Origin of the sequence: Borrelia sp. P9F1, from assembly GCF_030436115.1 — a bacterium.
Classification (GTDB): Bacteria; Spirochaetota; Spirochaetia; order Borreliales; family Borreliaceae; genus Borrelia.
The window spans coordinates 1-19,763 of the sequence record NZ_CP129407.1 but is presented as its reverse complement, the minus strand read 5'-3'; the positions used below and the strand labels follow the sequence as shown (position 1 = coordinate 19,763).

Here is a 19,763-nt window from a genome sequence, read left to right as displayed (position 1 = left end):
ATATTTATGTTTATTGGATTTTTGCTTTTACTTTTTAATATTTGTATTCTCTATTCCAATTCTTTTGACCATCGTAAACTTGATTTTGGTTTAAGTCAAAAATTTTCGCTGGGAGATGATATTTTTTTCAGCGAAAATAATGTTCATTTTGAAAATGAAATTTTTGTTAAACTTCAAGATAAAAGAGATGATGATTTTCTTTATAAAAATATACAGGAAAATGAGGCTTTAAATGTAGAAAAGTCTATTGAGTCTAATTGGGGTAAGAAAGTTTTTAGATTTTCAGCGATAAGTGTTGGCACTTTTCCTATATCTTTACTGGTAAGTTTGTTTTTTTTTGACTTGTCTTATTATTTTAATAGTGATATGGAATCAAAATATCTCCCGTATCCTTTCTCAGGTGGCATTAAGCTTTCAAAGGATGAGACTTTTAAAAAGTATATGATCTCAGCATCTTCTGGTTTGGCCGTGGCTTTAATAATAGCTTTGATTGATTGTTTGATTTATTGAATGAAAAAGCTTCAGGAAGAGTTTGTTGTAAGGGAAGATTGTCAGAGACTTGATATTTATTTATCTGAAAGATTTTGTATTTTTACTAGAAGTCAAATAAAAAAAAGAGGGGTGGTTGCCTTTAAGAACAGTGGTGGTGTCTTTGTTGGGATAAAGTTATCAAAACCTGTTTTTGTAGGGGACGAAATATTAATAGAATTTAATGAAGAAGTTGATTTAAAAAATCATGTAAGGCCTTTGAAATTACCTATTGATATTATTTATGAAGATATAAATGTTATCGTTGTGAATAAACCCCAAGGTATTTTAAGTCATCCTTGTGTAACTGGGATGGAAAATACTGTTGTAAATTTTCTTTTGTATCATGTGTCAGGTTTAGAGGATAGTTTTAAAGAGGATAAAGTTAGACCTGGGATTGTACATAGGTTAGATAAAGATACATCTGGAGTATTAATTTGTGCTAAAAATTGGACAACTTTAAATTTTTTGTCTACACAATTTAGAGAAAGAGTTGTTAAGAAGGTTTACATTGCAATTATAAAGGGTGCTCCTAAAAATCTTTCTGGTGTTATTGAGACTTTCATAAATAGAGATAGAAATGATAGGAAAAAGTTTATCGTACATAACAGTAGAGGCAAAAGGGCGTTGACTGAATACAAAGTGTGGGCTAGCATTGGTAATTATTCTTTGGTAGCTTTAAGACCCAAGACAGGGCGTACGCATCAAATAAGGGTTCATATGAAGTATTTAAATCATCCAATATTGGGAGATAATGTTTATGGTAGGATAGATAGGGATTTTAATGATGTATCTTTAATGCTTCATTCTTTCAAGCTTGAGATTAGCATTAAAGAAGATTTTTTGAAAAAATTTATCTCAGAGTTTCCTCAGAGGTTTGTTGATTTTTTATCAAACTTTTATACGGAAGAGGATCTGAATATGCTTATCGCTAATTTTGTTGAATTTTTAGAGGAATTTTAAGTTTCAATATCTTGTTTGGCTGGACTTGATTCGATAATTTTTTTGCCACCCGTTATTTCGTTTGTATTAAGTACTGTAATGAAGCAGTTAGGGTCAACTTTTTGAGAAATATATTTAATCCTTGCCATGCGTATTGTGGGAACCACTATGAAAACTATAGTCTTATCATTTCCTGCCCAAGCACCTCTTCCTTCAATCAGTGTAGCTGCTACTTTTAATTTATTAGTGATCAGATAAGATATTTCTTTTCCTTTATCTGAGATAATAAATATCGCTTTTTGATTACCAAAACCTATGCTTGCCTTGTCTGTCATAACAGCCGTTACAAAAGAAGCTATTAAGGTGTAAAGAGCAATCTCAACATTAAAGAATACAGCTGCAACAATTAATACAGCAAGATTAACAAGAAAGTTTGTAGTTCCAATACTAATTGAATATTTCTCTTTAATGATCATAGAGATTATGTCCGAACCGCCTGATGATCCCTTTGCTCTAAAGATTAAACCAAGCCCAAGACCCGATATGAGGCCCGCTAGAATTGATACAAGCATCATATCATCAAGATGCATCCTGCCCTGCAAAAATTGTGAATAGTTTACTGAAACAGAATACAAAGCCATTGCAATCCAGCTTTGAATTACAAAGGTTATGTTTAAAAATTTGATTCCAAGAATGAATAATGGAATATTTAGAATAAATATTGTATATCCTAAATTGAAATCTAGGACATAATGAAGCATTAGGGCAATCCCGGCAATCCCTCCACTCAAGAGACCGTGAGGTATGTATAAAATATTTGTAGATATCGCCATTAAAAGAGAACCGATTGTTAGTTGTAATGTACTAATCAGTATTAGCTTAGGATCCTTGAAAATATTTTTAAGTTGTTTCCTAAATACTCTGCGTACAATAAATCTGGTCTTCTGTTTTATTCTCTTCCATCTCTTTCTTTTGTTCTTCATGCTCTTTCTCTCTTCATGTCGATTCATGGGTTATTTTTCGATACAAAAATGATTAATTCATTTGAACTTTATATTAATTTTATTAAAAAAACAATTTTATTTTATTGAAATTGTTTCTTTTTTTTTGATATTATTGTTTCATAAGCAGTATGCTAGTGGATTATGTGAAGTTTGTACTCTTAATGGTTTTCCTCGTTTTCTATGTTTGGGTTTTTATTGTCTTGAAGATGAAGAGGACCGGGTTGGCTTTGTTGAAGAGGGTTAAAGAGGGCGCTCTGATATTGGACATTAGGTCTGCTAAAGAATATAACAAATGCCATTATGCAAGGGCAGTTAATATTCCTTTTAACAATTTGTTTGCCAAGAAAGATAAGTTGGGTAGTGTTGAGAGTCAGATAATAATTTATGGTAGAAGTTTTAATAAATGTTTTGAGGCTGAAAAGATTTTAAGAGGGGTGGGATTTAAAAATATATTTGTTGCAGGTACTTTAAAAAATATGCCTAAGTTTCAAGAAGAGGGCGATGGTTAAGATTATTGGAATAACTGGTGGGTCTGGTAGTGGGAAGACTACGGTTGTCAATAAAATTAGCGAGGTTATTCCTGAGTTTGTTCTTATATCTCAAGATAATTATTATAAGAGCGTTGGTGATTATGAATATGAGTTTTTGGATGTTAATTTTGACCATCCAGATGCTTTTGACAACAATTTGTTTTATGAACAGTTGAGAAAGTTAAAACATAATGAGCCGATTAATATGCCTCTTTATGATTTTATCAATCATAGACGAAAACCGGAGTTTGTAGAGATATTCCCAACTCCTGTTGTTATTGTTGAGGGTATTATGATTTTTGTTGAGGAGAGAGTGCGCAATCTGATAGATTTAAAAATATATATTGATACACCTAATGATATTAGGTTTATCAGGAGGCTTGAGAGGGATATGTCTAGGAGAGGTCGTACGTTGGAGTCGGTTATTGAACAGTATTTAAATACTACCAGAGCAGGGTATTATAGGTTTATTGAGCCCACTAAAGAGTATGCTGATCTTATTATTCCTGAAGGAGGGCATAATGATAGGGCACTTTATGTACTTTCATCGTTTTTAAGAGCTCTTGGGAAGGATAACTCAGATTTTTTTTAAATTAGGGAAATTGGATAGTAATCTATTTCGATATAAGTGTCTTTTGTCGATTTTATTTTTTCTTTTGTGCTTCGTATTAACTTTTCAAGCAGATTGAAGGATTTTGATAAGTACAATATATTATATCTGTAGTATTTAGATATTTTTGACATAGGGGCTTTCGACGGGCCAAGGTACTCAATCTCCTCATTTAGAAATTCTTTAGATATTTCAAAGAACTCTAGGCATTTATGCTGAGCGGCTTCTTTTTTGTGGCTTCTTGTGATTATTCTAATTATTTTTTTAAAGGGGGGGTAGTTAAGTTCTTTGCGAATTTTTATCTCTTCTTTATAAAATGCTTCATACCTACCTTCGTAGGCATATTTTATGGCGTAATAGTCTGGATTTTTTGTTTGAATAATAATTGTATTATCGCTTTGAAATCTTGCGGCTCTTCCTAGTACTTGTGAAATTATTGCAAACATTCTTTCGCTACTTCTAAAATCAGGAAGCCCCATACCAACATCGGCGTTAATAATTCCCAGCGTTTGTATTTGTTTAAAATTAAATCCTTTCGCAATGATCTGTGTTCCAATTAAGATATCTAATCTTTCATTTTCAAAATCAGTGATTGCATTGATAATATCTTTTTTATTAAGATCAGAGTCTGTTCTTGCTATTCGTGCATTTGGTAAAAGATTTTTTAATTCCCTTTCAACAAATTGAATTCCATATGTTTTATATGTGATGTTTTCTGCGTTGCAACCGGGACAATTCTTTACTATCTTTGTTTTGTGTTTGCAATAGTGGCATATGAGTTTGTTTTCATTTTTATGATATGTTAGGTTAAAAGAACAGTTTGGGCAACAAACTATGTGCCCACAAAGGCTACATTCAAGTGTTTTTGAGTATCCTCTTTTGTTGAAAAATATTAAAACTTGCCTTTTATTAACTAAGCTTTTTTGTATGCTGTAAAGTAATTCTGAAGATATAATCTGTCGCTCTTTTTTCATGTCTACTATCTTAAGTTCTTTAACTGTTTTATCAAAAAATTTGTTTTCTAGCATCATTTTTTTTATTTGATTATTTTCCATTGCCATGTATGCTTCAAGTGAGGGGGTAGCACTTCCCATTACAAATTTGGAAGCAAAGACACTTTGTAAGAAAAAACCTATGTGCCTTGAATGAAATCTTGGAGTATTTTCAGATTTATATGTGTTTTCATGTTCCTCATCCATTATTATTAAACCCAAATTTTTAAAAGGTAGCATTAATGCACTTTTAACCCCGATTATAATCAAACTTTCTCCATTCTTGACTTTGTTCCATGTTGAAACTTTTTTTGAATTTGCTACTTTTGAATTATATTCATAAATCTTATTTGTACTTAAATTGGATTTGATTCTTTGAATTATTTGATAACCCAAAGAGATTTCGGGTATTAAAAAGATTATTTGTTTTTCTTGTTCTAGATAGTGTTCACACAATTTGATGAATATTTCTGTTTTCCCAGATCCAGGTACTCCGAATAAGTAAAATGTATTCTGTGTTTTTGATTCGATAATTTCTTGATAAATGTCATTTTGCTTTTCATTTAATTGAATAGATATTATTGAACTAGTGTTTTTCTTGTCATTATTTTTTATTACTTTGTTTGAGGTTGTGCTTTTAGGGAGTCCACAAAACAAAGCTTCTCCAAACCCAGAAAATGTTTTTCTACTAATCCAGTTAGCAAGATTAATGTTGTGTTCTGTTATTGGTGCATTTTCATCAATGACTTTTAGTATGTTTTTTATTTCAAATGTAAAATTTGTATTAAGCTCATCCTCAGAATGTCTTTTTATTATGATTCCAAGTGTTTCTTTTCCATTAAAGTTTGTTATTACCCTTACTCCTATTTCTAATTTGAAATTATGCTTGTAGAGAAAAAGTCTATTGACTGGGATGTTAAAAGCTACTTCATAATAAAAGTTATTCTCTAGATCGTCATCCATATTTTATTATACCCTTTATTATTTTTAAGTCTTGCCAGATTTCTTTCTTTAGTTTTGGGTTTTTGATTTGATTCATGGGAAGATATGTGAATACTAGAGGAATTTCTTTAAATCTGAGCTCAAATCCTCTTACAATTTGAATTCTTAAGTTTTGATTTAGAAAAAATTCCACTTCTTCGCAAGAGAGGATTGCTTTGGGTCGTCTATTGAGCTCTATGTTTAGTGTGTTAACATTATCTATTATCTTGTAATTCAATATTTTAATACTTTCGCACCATCTTCTGACCATTTCACTTGTACTTTTGTTTAAATATTTTTTATCTATATATACTATTAATAGATCTTTCTTGTCATTTTTGTTTTGACTGTGTTCTATTAATTTTGTTGATTTTGGCTTTTCTTTTATATTGACTTGTTCTGTCCGGTTTAATATTTTTATATTTCTGCGTTCTACTATCTTTTTTTTGATTTTCTTAAGTTCATCCTCTTTATAAACATAGAGATTGCCAGATATATTATTTTTAAGCATCCTTAAAAGTATCAATTTTTTAATTAATGTGTTTTTCATAGTAAACCTTATCTAGAAATAAAGCCTTTGCAGGTGCTGTTTTTCTTGCAAATTTTCTATTTCTTGAGTTTAAAATTTGCATAAAGGTACAAACAGATTCATTTTTTATTTCGATATCAAGCATTGTTCCTGTTATTGATCTTACCATTTTCCATAAAAAGGAAGAGCCCACTATCTCGAATATAACAAACTTATTTTCTTTCTTAAACCCAGCAAAATAAATTTCTTTCAGTTTTGAATTTGTTTGATCTCTTATGCATGAAAATGTAGTAAAGTCGTGTGTTCCAATTAACATAGCAGACATTTCATTTAATCTATCGATATTTAATTTTTTCTTTACATAATAGGCTTGATATGCTTCCCATGGGTAATGATTTTCGTCATTGAGAATGTAATAGCTGTATTTTCTCCTCTTGGCATTAAATCTGGGTTGAAATTCATTTTTTGTATATTTTAATTTTATGACCCTAATATCATCTCTTAAAAGAGAGTTTAAAGCCATCTTTAAATTTTTTGGAGCAATATCTATGTTTATATAAAAAGATATTATTTGGCCTCTTGCATGAACTCCCTTGTCAGTTCTGCCCGATGAGTGAATCTTGATCTTTGTTTTACTTATTTTTTCTAAAGCTTTCTCGATCTCTCCTTGTATTGTCGGGGTTTTAGGTTGAATCTGAAATCCGTGATATAAAGACCCATCATATGCTATTTCGGCAAATATCTTTTTCATTTATTTCAAAGTTTTTATTTCTTTTGAAATTTTGAAATAAACTTCTTTTATTTTGTCTAAAAGTATTGAGGGTTTTTCTTTCGATGATTTTCCCATTCCAGCTATTTTAGAGAGTACGGTCTTAATTTCAACTAATTGACTGTATCTGTATTCCTTATTATCTTTATTGCCATAGAAGTATTCTAGCAAACCCGATAAGTACAAGGCACTGTCGTATCCATAATTTTTATCAGTGTCAGGTCCGAATACTGCCTCAGTAGAAATCGGTTCTGAGTTATCTTGTTCTTTTTCAATTGTTAACTTGTAGAGATAAGCCGCCTTGTAATAGAATATTTTTTGCAAATAGTTATAGTTTTGATTTGAATTTTCTTTGTGAAGATCCTCAAAGACCCAAGCAGCCCTTATTGCACATTTTGCCTGATTCAGAGTTGGATTATGACTTTTGTCAAGGTGCTCGTAACACAACATAGCAAGTATATAGCTAGCAGCACCTTCTCTAAGTCCCCTTGGTTGATTGAAGTTTAGATCGTCATCAAAAAGTGACTTTATTCTCTTCCGTTTTTGTTCGCAGTGGACCAACTGTTGTTTTGTTTGTGAGCTAGAGGTTGTTATCGCATTAAATTCATTTGGGAAAGCAGCCAAGTAGCAACCAGGACACACTGTTATTGAATATATCCTAGGGTAAATATCTCCATATTTTTCATTCTTGATATACTCTCTTTTTAAGTCAACCTTCAATTCCCCAGATATCAAGCGACCACTGCCTGTTAGGAGGTCTTCTTTTCTAAATTTACAGTCACACAAAGGACATTCAGTTTCGCATTTTGTGAAATATGATATCTTGTTCATAAATTAATCTTCTACTATTACAAACGCAACAGCGTACTCCCTTTCATGTGATATTGTTAAATATAATTTTAGATCCATTTTATTTATCAGGCTTTCAACATCATTGTGTAATTGGAATGCAACATTACCGGACGGCAACTCAACGACTTCCATATCTTTAAGAGAGTATTTTATTTTATTCTCTATTAGAGGACTTAAAGATTTAATCAAAGCCTCCTTTGCTGCAAACTTACCAGCCAGACTTTCCAAAATTCCCTTCCCTTTCATTTCCAAGCTTTTAATCTCTCTTTGTGTAAAGAACCTCTCCAATTTTTTTTTATTCTTTAATAAACTGTTAAGTCTCCCGACTTGTATTATATCACATCCTATTGATTTCATGATTTTATTGTTCACTTGGAATTACCTCTAGTCTTATCGTTTTAGGCTCTTGTTCATACACCTCTATGCCATGTGCATTATTTTTAAATATTATATCTGTATTAATGTTGTAAATTCCCGGAGTTTGAATATGATCCAAATCCAGATTAAAACAGATGTTTTTATTATCTATGTGCATTTGAATTATTTTTTCAGATAGCCTACTCCTTATTTTAATAAACATCTCGTTTTCTGGATTTAGAATTTTGTCCTTATTTTTTATTTCTAGTCCATTTTTGACATTATTGAAAACCAAATTAGGATTTTTTATTGTTGTATGTGTATATTTTTTGCTTAGCGTAATAGTAACCATTACATGACTTTTCTCGAGTGTGATAAGTGGATTTGGAGATAGTACCTCGAGATGTTCTGAGATAAATATGGTTCTTGTGTCAAATTCTTTTATTTCAGTTTCAATTGTATTGATTGAGTCGATTACCTTTTCAGGTCCGTATATTTTTAGTTTTTCGGGCGAGATATTATATTTGGCAATAAAATACTCTCCTTTGCTTTCTTTTTCAAGTAGTGTAAATTTAGGTTCAATTTTTACTAATTTTGAGATTTTTTTATCTAAATTTAGTGAAATTGCGCTCCTTGAAAGCTTGTACTCAGCAATGGGAATGGCATTAAGATTTTTGACCTTTATTGGAAGTTCATATTCTCCTGCCTCTTTTATATTGGTGGCCTCAACTAATAAGATTATGCGGTCAAGGTCTAAGTATTTTAAATTTTCTTTGTTAATTTTTGCCGTAAGTAGTATTTTGGTGTAATCAGGAATCTTCCCCAGTGTTATTTCATCTTTTAGTAAAATCTTGATTTCTTTTTCTACTGTGATTGATTCTATGTTGTTCAAGTAAAATGCGGCAAACATAACGATAGCTATTAAAATGGAAATAGATTTATTCTGCCAGTCTTCAGATAAAAACTTCGCTATGTTTATAACTTTTTTGCTTATGTTCATTCTATCAATGCAAGATTTAATTTTTTCCTAACTTCATTAGAGCTTAAATTATACTCTAGTTTTCCGTTACTTGTGAGTGAAATGGATCCAGTTTCTTCAGAAGTAATTATTGTTATTGCGTCTGAGTTTTCAGAAATTCCAAGCCCTGCTCTGTGTCTTGTTCCAAAAGTCTTGCTAATAGATTCAATATTAGATAGAGGCAGAAATGATCCAGCGTAAGCGATTTTGTTATTGCTAATAATGACAGCCCCATCATGTAGAGGTGTTTCGTAGTCAAAAATTGATATTAATATTTCGTTAGAGATTATGGCGTCTAATTTTATCCCTTTATTTATTAGTTGTTCTAGCTGTATTTTTTTTTCAATGCAGATCAGGCTACCAGATTTGTGTTTTGACAAATGCTTGATTGCTTTCATTATCTCGGAAATGATTTTAGTAGTTTCTTCTTTTCGGTTTGCAAGCTTAAAGGATAGGTTGAAATTTCCAATTTGCATTATGATCTTCTTTATTTCTTTGTTAAAGAGAATAAGCATTGTAATAGGTAGTATACTTGCTATATAGCTTAAGAGCCAGTTTATGGTGTGTAAATTGAGATAATAAGAAATGATTCCAACAGATGCAATTATGATCATTCCTTTAAGTAAATTGATAGAATAGGAATTAACCACATTTTTATACACATAATAAATTAAAATACTGATCAGACCCAGATCTAATACCCTAGAGAGGACATCTTTCACTTGAGTTATATTAATCACATCCATAGCAAACATTTCTATCCCATCTGTTTTGCATTATATATTGAATATATGCGCAGTTACATATATATTTTAATACAACTTAGTTTGTATTAAAATATATTTTTGTTTTATGGATAAAAAAGAAAAAATAGTAGCTTTGATATTCGATTTTGATGATACTTTAATTTATGGCAATATGCAGCAGGTACTTTTTGATGAGTACGGTGTTGATGAACGCTCGTTTTGGAATGAGGTTGAAAATTTATCTGCTGTTTATAATAAAAATGGCTATAATATTATTGCTAATGAGATGATATATTTGTCTCACTTTTTAACGTATGTCAGAGAGGGTATTTTTAAGGGTTTAAATAATAGAGCATTGTTTAAATTGGGTTTAAAATTAAAGTTTTTTGAAGGTGTAGTTGAATTATTCGAAGAGATAGATACAATCAATAAAAGTTTGAAAGGATCTGGTGCTGCAATAAGTAGTTACATTGTTTCAAGCGGATTTCGTCAGATGATTTTGGGGAGTAAAATTGCTTCTTATGTTACTAAAGTTTGGGCTTGCGAGTTTATAGATACATACCTTATGCCTTGTTATGAGAATTTGGATAATAAATTTTCTGAAAACAATGTTTTAAGCAGTGTGTGTTATTTTGTAGATCATACAATAAAAACACGGGTAATTTTTGAGTTGAATAAAGGATCTTATGATAAGATCAATAAAAGAATTCCTAAAGGTAGAAGAGAGATTCCTTTTAAGAATATGTTTTATATTGCAGACGGGTTTAGTGACGTTCCGGCTTTTGAAATATTAAATAATAATTTGGCCCATTATGAGAATACATTAACAGTTTATTATGAGAATGATAAGAAGGCTAGAAGGTTGCTCAGAGAAAAGAGAGTGGGAGATGTGGCTGAGGCTAATTACAGCAAAGGAACTAAATTATATAACTGGATAATGGAAAAAATTCATTCAAAGATATAAAAATCAGTTTAAAATTTTTAATGAATAGTGTGAAGGCAATTAAGTGTTAAAGGAGAAGTGAGATGGCTTTAAATTTATACCCAGCGGATAAGTTGAAATTTTTCAAAATTCAGTCTGTCTTTTATTCTGTGGTACTGATTGTGATTTTGATTAGTGTTTTAAAAATAGCGCAGACGGTATTTAAGCCTTTAGCTATTGCGGTAGTTCTTGGGTTTTTGGTGTATCCAATTTATACTTTTCTTAAAAGACTGCTAATTCCGAGAGTTTTAGTAGTTCTTGTGATTTTCTTTTTTCTCTTCTTATTTTCCTATTTGGTTTGCAATTTTGTTTACTACAGTATTACTGTTTTGATCAAGCAACTGCCTTATTACCAAAAGCAGTTAATTTTTATCATAAGAGATGTCCTTGACAAATATAGGGTAGATAGCGCTATTATTGGCTCTGTAGATTTTTCTGGCTATGTTTATCCTTTCCTAACTCGAATATCTAATGAGATTATAGGGTTTGCAAGTAGTTTGGTAATACTGTTTTTATTGTTGTATTTTCTGCTATCAGAGATACATATTTTTGGTATAAAGGTTAGGAAGGCTTTTGGATATTCCGCTTCGGAGAGGTTTGTTCAAGCTTTGGGTACAATAAATAACCAGATTAGTAAATATTTAGTGATAAAGGTTTTTGTCAGTTGTTTAACAGGTTTTTTAGTCTTTATAGGGTTGACTTCGTTTGGACAGGATTTCCCTCTTGTTTGGGCAGTACTTACATTTGTTTTTAATTTCATCCCAAGCATAGGGTCAATCTTGGCTGTGTTTTTTATTGTAGTAGCTGCTTTAGTGCAGTTCTATCCGAATCTAAATTTAGTGCTTTATATATTCATATACAATACTTCTGTTCAAGTATTGATTGGAAATATCCTTGAGCCGAAAATGCAGGGGCATAGGCTTGATATTTCTCCTTTTTTACTCCTTTGTTTTCTTTTCTTTTGGGGTTGGCTTTGGGGTGTAGTAGGGCTTTTAATAGCTTATCCTTTTACGGTGATTATAAAAGTAATAGTTGATAATATAGCTTATTTAAAACCTTTCTCTGTGTTCTTAAGTGGTTCAAAGATTCTGGGAGACATTAATGATGAATTGAGTAGTAAGGAGAATTGAGTTTGCATAAGAGGGTTATGCTTACGGGGGATAGGCCTACCGGTACTCTCCATTTGGGGCATTATGTTGGTTCTATTGTTAATAGATTAAAATATCAAGAGGAATATGAGACTTATGTCATTATAGCTGATTTGCATACTCTTACAACGAGACCAGATTTAAATAGTGTTAATGAAATATCTTCTAATGTTAGAGAGATGGTTTTGGATTACCTTGCTTGTGGAATTAATCCAGAGAAAGCTCATATATATTTACAATCGGCTATACCAGAATTGCTAGAGCTTAACTTAATACTTTCAATGATTGTTATGGTGAATCGTCTGCAAAGGATTCCTAGCATAAAGGATATGAGTGTTGCTGCTGGTCTTACAGAGGTTTCCTATGGTCTGTTAGGTTATCCGGTTCTCATGAGTGCGGATATTTTAATGGCTAAGGCCAATTTGGTGCCAGTCGGACGTGATAATGAGGCTCACATTGAGCTTTCAAGGGAACTTGCCAGAAGATTTAATTCTCTTTATGGGGAGAGTTTTTTCCCAATTCCTGAAGCTATTTTTACAGATTCTCAATCTCTTGTGGGAATTTATGGCAAGCATAAAATGAGTAAGAGTCTTGGGAATGCAATATTTTTAAGCGACGACGAGAATTTGTTGCGTAAAAAAGTTATGTCTATGTACACAGATCCAAGAAGAGTGAGGGCAGATGTACCAGGGGAAGTTGAGAACAATCCTGTTTTTATTTATCATGATCTTTTTAATAATAATGTTGATGAGCTTTGTGAGCTTAAAACTAGATATAAGAAGGGTAAGATTGGTGATGTTGAAGTTAAAGAAAGGCTTTTTGAGGCTTTAAATAAATTTTTAATACCAATTAGGGAGAGAAGAGCTTTTTTTAAAGATAAAAAAAAATATGTCGATGAAGTAATTTTTGAGGGTACAAGTAAGACTAGAAAAGTTGCAATGGAGGTTGTAGGAGGTGCAAAAAAATTAATGGGTCTTTCTAAAACTTGGAACAGTGTGAGGCGCAATGTGGAAAAAGGTAAGGGATGATAAATGCACATCACTTACACATAACTCTCAATTGATAATGGTTTATGTTGATAAATAAGCACTCTGAATTAGTTTTTTATTAAATTTTAGAAGATCTAGTAGTCTGTCTTGGTTCTCGGATTTAATTTCGCTCAGCACTCTGAATATCGGTTCTGTTTTTGAACCCCTCATCCATAAGCTTGCTATTATTTCTTTTTTTGCAGATTTAAGTAAAATTTTGAGCCCTCCTGAAGAATCTCCTGTTCTGGTTTTACGCTGTTTAATACCTTCATAATTAATTAATGTAAAACTATCTATTAATAATTCTGAAATAAGTCTATTGTTCTTCATTTCTTTTTCTAGTAGTTTTTCATAATTTGTTTTTAGCGTTTCTTGATTTTCTACTCTAAGCTTTAGTATAGCGTCTTCAGATGATGCTTCTATATTACTATAAAAATTTATTGTCTTTAATATATCATCTAGATTATAATCTTCCCTGTATTCATTGTTAGATAACTCGCACCATACTTTTTGGAGTTCTTTGACTCTTAACAGTTTGATTATGCTAAAGACTGTGGCTAGGGGATCCCTTACTTTTGAGGGATATGTAATATTCCCACCATTTGATCCTTCCCCTAGAATTTTAACTGTCAATCCCTTTCTCCGTAAAATATCTGCCATTTTCGTCAAATTCGATTCTCCGACTTCAACCCTGTAAACTTTGGCATTAAATAAAGTTGCTATTTTTTCAATATTTAATGAAGTTGCATCATTAACTACGACTGCTAAGTTGCTTTTAAGACCAATGTGATAAAGATAGCTAAGTTCTGAAAGTACCGATAATGCAAATATTTTTTGTGCTTCAATGTTTTTTGACTTTTTATTTGTCTTATTAATAAACACTAAGTTCCCTCTGTCTCCGTCGCAATCAGGAACATATCCCAACTGGAAAGAGTCATCTTCTTTAAATTTCTTTTCTAATATTTGCCTACACATATGTAAAGATTCGCCTTCAGGAATCATTCCATGCTTAAAAACTCCCATTTGGGTGTTGTGAAATTCTAATTTTACTCCAAAGGATTTAATGATGTCTTCATCTATTGAATTGATCCGAGCACTACCGTTCATTTCTCCTATTATTCCTATAGGATTTTTTTTTATATTTTCTTTCAAATTTTCAATATTCTTTTTATTGTTTTTCTCTGAATATATTATTTCATACATTAGTGACTTGTATGAGTTATAAGATTTTACTTTATTTTGAGTCTTACCTTGGATAATTTTTTCGTATTGTTTTAAATTGGCTTCGTTTGTGCTGAAATTTTTCAATATTTTTACTATTTTCTTTATCAAAATTTCGTTTTCAATATTTGATTTAATTTTGTGTATTATTTTATTTATTTCTTTTGATCCCAACACGCCTCCATCGTCCAAACCGATTTTAAGTCCATTATATCCTTTAGGATTGTGGCTAGCGGAAATGTATATAAATCCTTTTGAATTTTTACTGCTCTTTGTGTAAGCCAAAATCTCCGGTATTGGGAGTATGCCGAAAAATTTGATATCATCGTTGCTCAATATTAGTGTTTTTATTATTACTTCAGAGATTGTATTTCCAGTTGCTCTTGAGTCTAGTCCTATATTAATATATTTTTTTGTTTTCTTTTTAAAATAATTTGATATAGTGAAGGCTATTATTGAAATTAATACCTTATCGTCGTCATTGATTTCACAATCCATTGAATCCTCGTCTTTTGATTTTGCAAATATCTTTCTGAATCCCGAGGGGGATAGTATCATCTCCTCAATGGCGTTCTTTAGATTTGGCATGCTCAACTCATACCCACCTAGCATGTTAATCCCTTAAGGTGATGTATGTTAATCCTTAACTTGACTGCAGCAACTATCATAAAATAAAACACACTGATATATTATACTTGTATTATATACTAATACGTGGTTATTTTGGATTTAGATAAGGATTTTTAGATTTGTGTGTGAGATGATAGACAAAGATTTTTCTAAAAGAATGCTTGATGACCTTAATATGCGTAGGCTTGGGCCTTCAAATGTTTTTTTTAAGAGTTTCCCAGATAAAAATCATGAAAGTATTTTTAATCTTGCGGGTAATGTTTTAAAACTAAAGTTTAAAAAGAGGCTTGTTGAAGATAACTTGAAAAAATATATTAATGATTTTCCAGAATTTTTAAGATCAGAAGATGATTTTTATATTTTCAATGGCGATGAATTAGAAAAGTTGGGATTAGTATTATATCCCTATCTCTCGTGTGGTTTTTTGAATGGAGGATCTGCAACTAGTTATTTTGATATTTTGAAAAATAGTGATTTTAACGAAGGATTATATCTTTTATATGAAAATAAAATACTTGAAGCTAGAAAAATTTTTAAAGATTTACCCAAGGGAATAACGCCCGCGTATGTTAATAAAGATGGTAGTTATGGATTTTCATTTCTGGCATTAAAGATTCGACATCTTTTGTTGCTTTCTAAGAGGTATATGGATGCTCATAGTATAATTGTTAAGCCTTCAATTTTTCAGATGACCAGTTTTAAAACAGATCCGTTTATTTCTAAATTCTTAGATAATATATTCGATGAAGATTTGATTAAGAGCCTAAATTATTGCAATTTTAAAAGAGAAGATATCCTCACGGCTATTCAGCCTTTGGTTCATTGTTATAAAAAATTGAATAACGGTCAATATGTGTATTTTGATTATGAGAGGAAAGGAAAAAAAACTACATTGGCTTTACCCGCTGGCCATGGACAAAATTTTAGAGTTTTAAGAGATATTTATTTGAAGCTTTATGAATTTGGGAAAAGATTTGTATATATTGGGAATATTGATAATATTGGTTTTACTGTTAACTTAAAGGCTTTGGCTATAATGGCCGTAACAAACAGTTCTTCTGGATTTGAATTTAGCGTTAAAACAGCGCTAGATACAAAAGGAGGGGTTTTGATTGTGAATGAAGATGATAATTTGACGTGTGTCGATATTGGTGGAGCTATTTCTAAAGAATTCGTTCAAAGATTTGAATATAGAGGGGATAAGATTTTGTTTAATTGTGCTACTGGTCTTTTTAATTTAGAATATTTGGTTAAGAATATTGATAGAATTATAGAAGAGATGCCTAGTAGGGTTATTGAGCAAAATAAAGAGATAGGTAATTACTTTTCTATTGAACAAATAACTTGGGAAGTAATAAAGCTGGTAAATAATCCCTTAATTTTTGAGGTAAATAGGGGAGATAGATTTCTTCCTGCAAAATTATTTAGTGATATGCTTGTTACTAGTGGTTATCTTAAGGAGAGGTTACCATTTGATATTTTTTATGTTGCTGATTGCTTAAATAGTTCTCTTAACAATTTATTGAAAAATGATTATGGTTTGGTATTCAGAGATGAGAAATGGAATATTTAAGTTTTTGTTGATAAAAATCTTGTTTTCTTTAAATTTTTATTTCTTGGGAGCTGTACCTGAGATAGATTATGACTATTTCGAGCAGGATAAATCTGATCTTGTAAGTATTGATAGATTTTTGGGGAAAGTCGATTTTAAAGACTTGTTGAGGAAACGTTGTTTGTTTATTGGTATTAGAAATGTTTCAAAACCTAGTGCGGTACAAACCCTTAGTAGAGATGCACTTAAAAAGATAAAAAAAATTAATCCGATAGGAATTATTTTATTTAGAGAAAATTTTAAAGATGCTAAGCAAACCAAAGAGTTAATTGATTCATTAAAGCAACATATTGGTTCTGATATTTTTATTGCTGTTGATGAAGAAGGAGGCTTGGTTAATAGAGTTAGTAAAAATAAAAAAATGGGTGTTTATAATTTTCCTTCTATGGAATCCGTTGGTAGAACAAATGATGTTCATCTTGCATATAAAATAGGGGAAATTCTTGGAAAACAGCTTAGAAGGCTTGGCATTAATGTAAATATGGCACCAGTAGCCGATTCAAAACCGGATTCTGATAGTCCTTTAGTTAACAGAACTTTTGGACATTTAACTTACAATATTGGCCTTATGGTAGAGTCATTTGTTGAAGCACTGCAGAGACAAGGAGTTTCTGCAGTCATTAAGCATTTCCCTGGACTTGGAGGTACTAAGGTGGACACTCATAAGGAGATAGCTTTGTTACCGTATAGCAAAAATTTTTTCATGAAAAATAATTTTGTTCCATTTATTTTTGGCAAGGAAGCAAAGTTTATTATGATTGGTCATGTGTTGGCCCCCAAAATTTCTAAAGATGTAACTAGCATGTCAAGGGATATTGTGAAGATTGTAAGGTATAATTTGAACATTGATAGCATCATAATAACAGATGCATATGATATGGGAGCTATTGTTAATAACTTCAAAATAGAGAGCGCAATCAGAAGATCTCTGAATTCCGGTGTTGATGTTATACTAATCCCCGAGTTAAACAAGTGAGATAAAATAAACAAAAAGTCATGCGAAACAACATTTCCCAAGACTTTCTGTAAATGGTTAAAGGTTAAAGATACAATATAATTTACCACAAAGTATAAAAAAAGCAATAATATATCTATAATTCTTGAAAAATAAACCTAGAGAAACACAAAAAGGCAGATAAATTGTATTAATTCTTATTTGATATATATTATAATAATGTACACGAAATAAAGAGAGGAAAATAATTTAGGTTTGAGGTGATAAAAGATGAGAAGAATTAAAAGATCAGATAAGAGAACTTTCCCTATGGCATTGATTTGTGATAATTATGCGAAGAAGGGGGGTGCCTTTTTTGGAGATGCAGAATATGAAGCAAATTATAAAGCGAGGGTTAATGGGTATGTTATTGACTTCTTTAGGATACCTAGAAGCTTAAAGAATAAATATGAAGTTAATATTAAATCTTTGAGTGATCCAGAGCTTCCGTTTGGAAATATAGCAATGAATTGTATAAATATTTTTAAGCTCATAGTAGACATTGTAAATATGCAAACGGGTAATAATTATGATTATGATAAATTTATAACAGAGACGGAAACGGAGAAGATGCTTTATTATGGGGCAAAGGTAGTATCAGCACTTTCAAGACACTTTGATGAGATTAGTGGAAGTAACCATAATGAGGAATATTATGAATGGGAAAAGGGTTGGATAGAAAGGAAGTGGATCGATTATGAGCCTAGTAAGATAGAAATTAAAGAAATGCAAGAGTCAAATAGGAAACTCGATCCGGCAATGAGCGTAGGAGTAAGGGATAAACAGAGGAAGACTCTGAGTAAAGCTGAATTGAGTCTTTTAAGAGCAATAGAGAAAGCAGGTAATTAAAGTTTATGCAATAAAATGTTTAAAAATGTTTAAAAATGTTTACAAAATTAAAAAAATAAAATAACATTATAAACAGGATAGAAATCATTCTATCGCTAGTCCCCAACACTCCTATTAATCCTCTCCAAAACAAGATATAGGGGTAGGGACTTTTTTTTAATCTCTAATTAAGAAGGTATATCCAAATAAAGAAGAATACAATAAGCCTTGGTTTTTAATATAAGCCCCTTGCAATATCGTACCAGAGATTGGAATAATGACTTTTGGTGAGTATGCTGGATAACCTGTCTACTTCATACTTACTGAAGTAAATACTAGGAAAATCATAAGTGTTAGAATCTAGGTATAAAATACCATCAAAATAATAAAGATTAGCATGTGATATTATGCCTGTAGGTGTAGTTAGTTGGACTGGAGTAACTAATTTTTTGACTCCAAATATAAATTCAATTCCAGAAATAGTGGAGTGTAGAGATGCAATAGAAGACGCCGGCAGAGAAAAAGTATACCCTGAGTGTAATAAAAATAAAAGCCTTGGATCGCCTCTTAAATATATCTCCTTAACACCATCTTTGGATCTTACTAGTCAAGTGAAATTTCTAGGAGCTACACGAATTGAAGAGTATAGAGAATGCCGTGTCTTTTATAAAAGGAAAACCTATTGTTAAAGCTGAACTCTTTAAGCATAACCGTGCCCTTTCCTAATGTTATGATTTCAGTTAGGCCTATCTCATTAAAATCGGGCGCAGAATATCCCCTAACTTTTTCTGGTACATAGCAAGAATTGAAAAAAGTCAGAAAAAAAAGAATGCATAAAACTCCAATCAAAGGACGACAACGGCTCACTAAATGCTCCTAAAAATATAAATGTTCATAGGCTTTATAGTCTGTAATGTTATTGTAACATATTTAAATCTTTCTATTTCATAACTTACGATGAACAAAGACTATAGTATTTTACATATTTAAGAGCAGAAAGGATAGAACAGGAAAATAATTTATAAAAACTGGAAATAATTGAATTATTGAACTAATAATTTAGATATTAAATATTCTCCTTTTTTAAAATTAAAAGAATTTATTATCGATATTTACTTCATACCGTACGTTCTTTTAAATAATCCCCTTCCCCAAGGGGTTTTCTTTTTTGCACGGGGCATATGTACGCTAATATAGTTCAAACGCTATTTTTAAGGTAAAAAGTGTTGGGTTCGACAAATGGTAGGAGTTTTCTCTGTTAAGATCTAAGCTAAAATATCCTTCCTATAATGATTTTAAAAAAAGTATCTTTTAAACAGCGAAATGCTGTTTTTATTTTAGGGAGATGTAAAAATTAGCTTCTTTTGCTTTTAGTTTATCGAGTGAAGATTAGAGGGAAGTTACTGTATTAGAGGGAAGTTACTGTATTAGAGGGAAGTTACTGTATTAGAGGGAAGTTACT

General features: G+C 31.2%; 20 protein-coding genes. 11 read left to right on the top strand and 9 right to left on the bottom strand.

Annotated features, from left to right (window positions below; genetic code table 11):
• Positions 1 to 6: 6 nt before the first annotated feature.
• Entirely contained in the window at positions 7 to 510 is a 504-nt protein-coding gene (locus QYZ68_RS00100) for a hypothetical protein (RefSeq protein ID WP_301383448.1), read from the top strand.
• Positions 511 to 1,491 (top strand): RluA family pseudouridine synthase, encoded by a 981-nt coding sequence (locus QYZ68_RS00095; RefSeq protein ID WP_301383446.1) that lies wholly within the window; start codon positions 511 to 513, stop codon positions 1,489 to 1,491. It abuts the gene before it with no gap.
• Here the strand turns inward: QYZ68_RS00095 and QYZ68_RS00090 are convergent.
• Positions 1,488 to 2,453, bottom strand: a complete 966-nt coding sequence (locus QYZ68_RS00090) for a YitT family protein (RefSeq protein WP_301384362.1) — start codon at positions 2,451 to 2,453, stop codon at positions 1,488 to 1,490. The two genes, QYZ68_RS00095 and QYZ68_RS00090, sit on opposite strands and share 4 nt — an antisense overlap.
• A 155-nt stretch (positions 2,454 to 2,608) precedes the next feature.
• On the opposite strand from QYZ68_RS00090, the gene QYZ68_RS00085 reads away from it, so the two are divergent.
• The gene (locus QYZ68_RS00085) at positions 2,609 to 2,983 is read left to right on the top strand and encodes a rhodanese-like domain-containing protein (RefSeq protein WP_476390630.1); all 375 of its coding nucleotides are present in this window, start codon (positions 2,609 to 2,611) and stop codon (positions 2,981 to 2,983) included.
• The gene (gene udk, locus QYZ68_RS00080) at positions 2,976 to 3,596 is read left to right on the top strand and encodes a uridine kinase (protein ID WP_301383444.1); all 621 of its coding nucleotides are present in this window, start codon (positions 2,976 to 2,978) and stop codon (positions 3,594 to 3,596) included. Before QYZ68_RS00085 ends, udk begins: the two co-directional genes overlap by 8 nt.
• Here the strand turns inward: udk and priA are convergent.
• The 7 genes from priA to cdaA are packed head-to-tail and all read right to left on the bottom strand — an operon-like array spanning position 3,593 to position 9,858.
• Positions 3,593 to 5,569: a replication restart helicase PriA gene (gene priA / locus QYZ68_RS00075; protein ID WP_301383442.1), complete on the bottom strand. Its 1,977-nt coding sequence runs from the start codon at positions 5,567 to 5,569 to the stop codon at positions 3,593 to 3,595. The genes udk and priA overlap by 4 nt on opposite strands.
• Positions 5,562 to 6,137, bottom strand: coding sequence for a uracil-DNA glycosylase family protein (locus QYZ68_RS00070; protein ID WP_301383440.1), 576 nt, complete (start codon positions 6,135 to 6,137; stop codon positions 5,562 to 5,564). The genes priA and QYZ68_RS00070 overlap by 8 nt, the downstream gene beginning before the upstream one ends.
• Complete coding sequence (gene truA, locus QYZ68_RS00065) at positions 6,118 to 6,867, bottom strand: tRNA pseudouridine(38-40) synthase TruA (protein ID WP_301383439.1); 750 nt, start codon at positions 6,865 to 6,867, stop codon at positions 6,118 to 6,120. Before truA ends, QYZ68_RS00070 begins: the two co-directional genes overlap by 20 nt.
• Positions 6,868 to 7,716: a DUF2225 domain-containing protein gene (locus QYZ68_RS00060; protein WP_301383438.1), complete on the bottom strand. Its 849-nt coding sequence runs from the start codon at positions 7,714 to 7,716 to the stop codon at positions 6,868 to 6,870. It abuts the gene before it with no gap.
• Between the two features lie 3 nt (positions 7,717 to 7,719).
• Positions 7,720 to 8,094 (bottom strand): holo-ACP synthase, encoded by a 375-nt coding sequence (gene acpS / locus QYZ68_RS00055; RefSeq protein ID WP_301384360.1) that lies wholly within the window; start codon positions 8,092 to 8,094, stop codon positions 7,720 to 7,722.
• Between the two features lie 4 nt (positions 8,095 to 8,098).
• On the bottom strand, positions 8,099 to 9,094 hold the full coding sequence (locus QYZ68_RS00050) for a CdaR family protein (protein WP_301383437.1): 996 nt from the start codon (positions 9,092 to 9,094) through the stop codon (positions 8,099 to 8,101).
• A complete protein-coding gene (cdaA, locus tag QYZ68_RS00045) occupies positions 9,091 to 9,858 on the bottom strand; it encodes a diadenylate cyclase CdaA (protein ID WP_476390629.1) in 768 nt (255 codons plus the stop codon). Before cdaA ends, QYZ68_RS00050 begins: the two co-directional genes overlap by 4 nt.
• A gap of 106 nt (positions 9,859 to 9,964) precedes the next feature.
• On the opposite strand from cdaA, the gene QYZ68_RS00040 reads away from it, so the two are divergent.
• The 3 genes from QYZ68_RS00040 to trpS all read left to right on the top strand — a co-directional run bounded on the left by QYZ68_RS00040 (position 9,965) and on the right by trpS (position 13,016).
• Positions 9,965 to 10,822, top strand: coding sequence for an HAD family hydrolase (locus QYZ68_RS00040; protein ID WP_301383433.1), 858 nt, complete (start codon positions 9,965 to 9,967; stop codon positions 10,820 to 10,822).
• A 62-nt stretch (positions 10,823 to 10,884) separates the two neighbouring features.
• Positions 10,885 to 11,970: an AI-2E family transporter gene (locus tag QYZ68_RS00035; RefSeq protein WP_301383431.1), complete on the top strand. Its 1,086-nt coding sequence runs from the start codon at positions 10,885 to 10,887 to the stop codon at positions 11,968 to 11,970.
• A gap of 2 nt (positions 11,971 to 11,972) precedes the next feature.
• The gene (gene trpS, locus QYZ68_RS00030) at positions 11,973 to 13,016 is read left to right on the top strand and encodes a tryptophan--tRNA ligase (protein ID WP_301383429.1); all 1,044 of its coding nucleotides are present in this window, start codon (positions 11,973 to 11,975) and stop codon (positions 13,014 to 13,016) included.
• A 42-nt stretch (positions 13,017 to 13,058) separates the two neighbouring features.
• On the opposite strand, the gene QYZ68_RS00025 is transcribed toward trpS, so the two are convergent.
• The gene (locus QYZ68_RS00025; protein ID WP_301383427.1) at positions 13,059 to 14,849 is read right to left on the bottom strand and encodes a phosphoglucomutase; all 1,791 of its coding nucleotides are present in this window, start codon (positions 14,847 to 14,849) and stop codon (positions 13,059 to 13,061) included.
• 148 nt (positions 14,850 to 14,997) lie between these two features.
• On the opposite strand from QYZ68_RS00025, the gene QYZ68_RS00020 reads away from it, so the two are divergent.
• The 4 genes from QYZ68_RS00020 to QYZ68_RS00005 all read left to right on the top strand — a co-directional run bounded on the left by QYZ68_RS00020 (position 14,998) and on the right by QYZ68_RS00005 (position 18,990).
• Positions 14,998 to 16,440, top strand: a complete 1,443-nt coding sequence (locus QYZ68_RS00020; protein ID WP_476390628.1) for a UTP--glucose-1-phosphate uridylyltransferase — start codon at positions 14,998 to 15,000, stop codon at positions 16,438 to 16,440.
• A complete protein-coding gene (locus QYZ68_RS00015; RefSeq protein WP_301383423.1) occupies positions 16,421 to 17,455 on the top strand; it encodes a glycoside hydrolase family 3 N-terminal domain-containing protein in 1,035 nt (344 codons plus the stop codon). The genes QYZ68_RS00020 and QYZ68_RS00015 overlap by 20 nt, the downstream gene beginning before the upstream one ends.
• A gap of 249 nt (positions 17,456 to 17,704) precedes the next feature.
• Positions 17,705 to 18,322, top strand: coding sequence for a hypothetical protein (locus QYZ68_RS00010; RefSeq protein ID WP_301383421.1), 618 nt, complete (start codon positions 17,705 to 17,707; stop codon positions 18,320 to 18,322).
• Between the two features lie 386 nt (positions 18,323 to 18,708).
• The gene (locus QYZ68_RS00005) at positions 18,709 to 18,990 is read left to right on the top strand and encodes a hypothetical protein (protein ID WP_301383419.1); all 282 of its coding nucleotides are present in this window, start codon (positions 18,709 to 18,711) and stop codon (positions 18,988 to 18,990) included.
• Positions 18,991 to 19,763 lie beyond the last annotated feature (773 nt).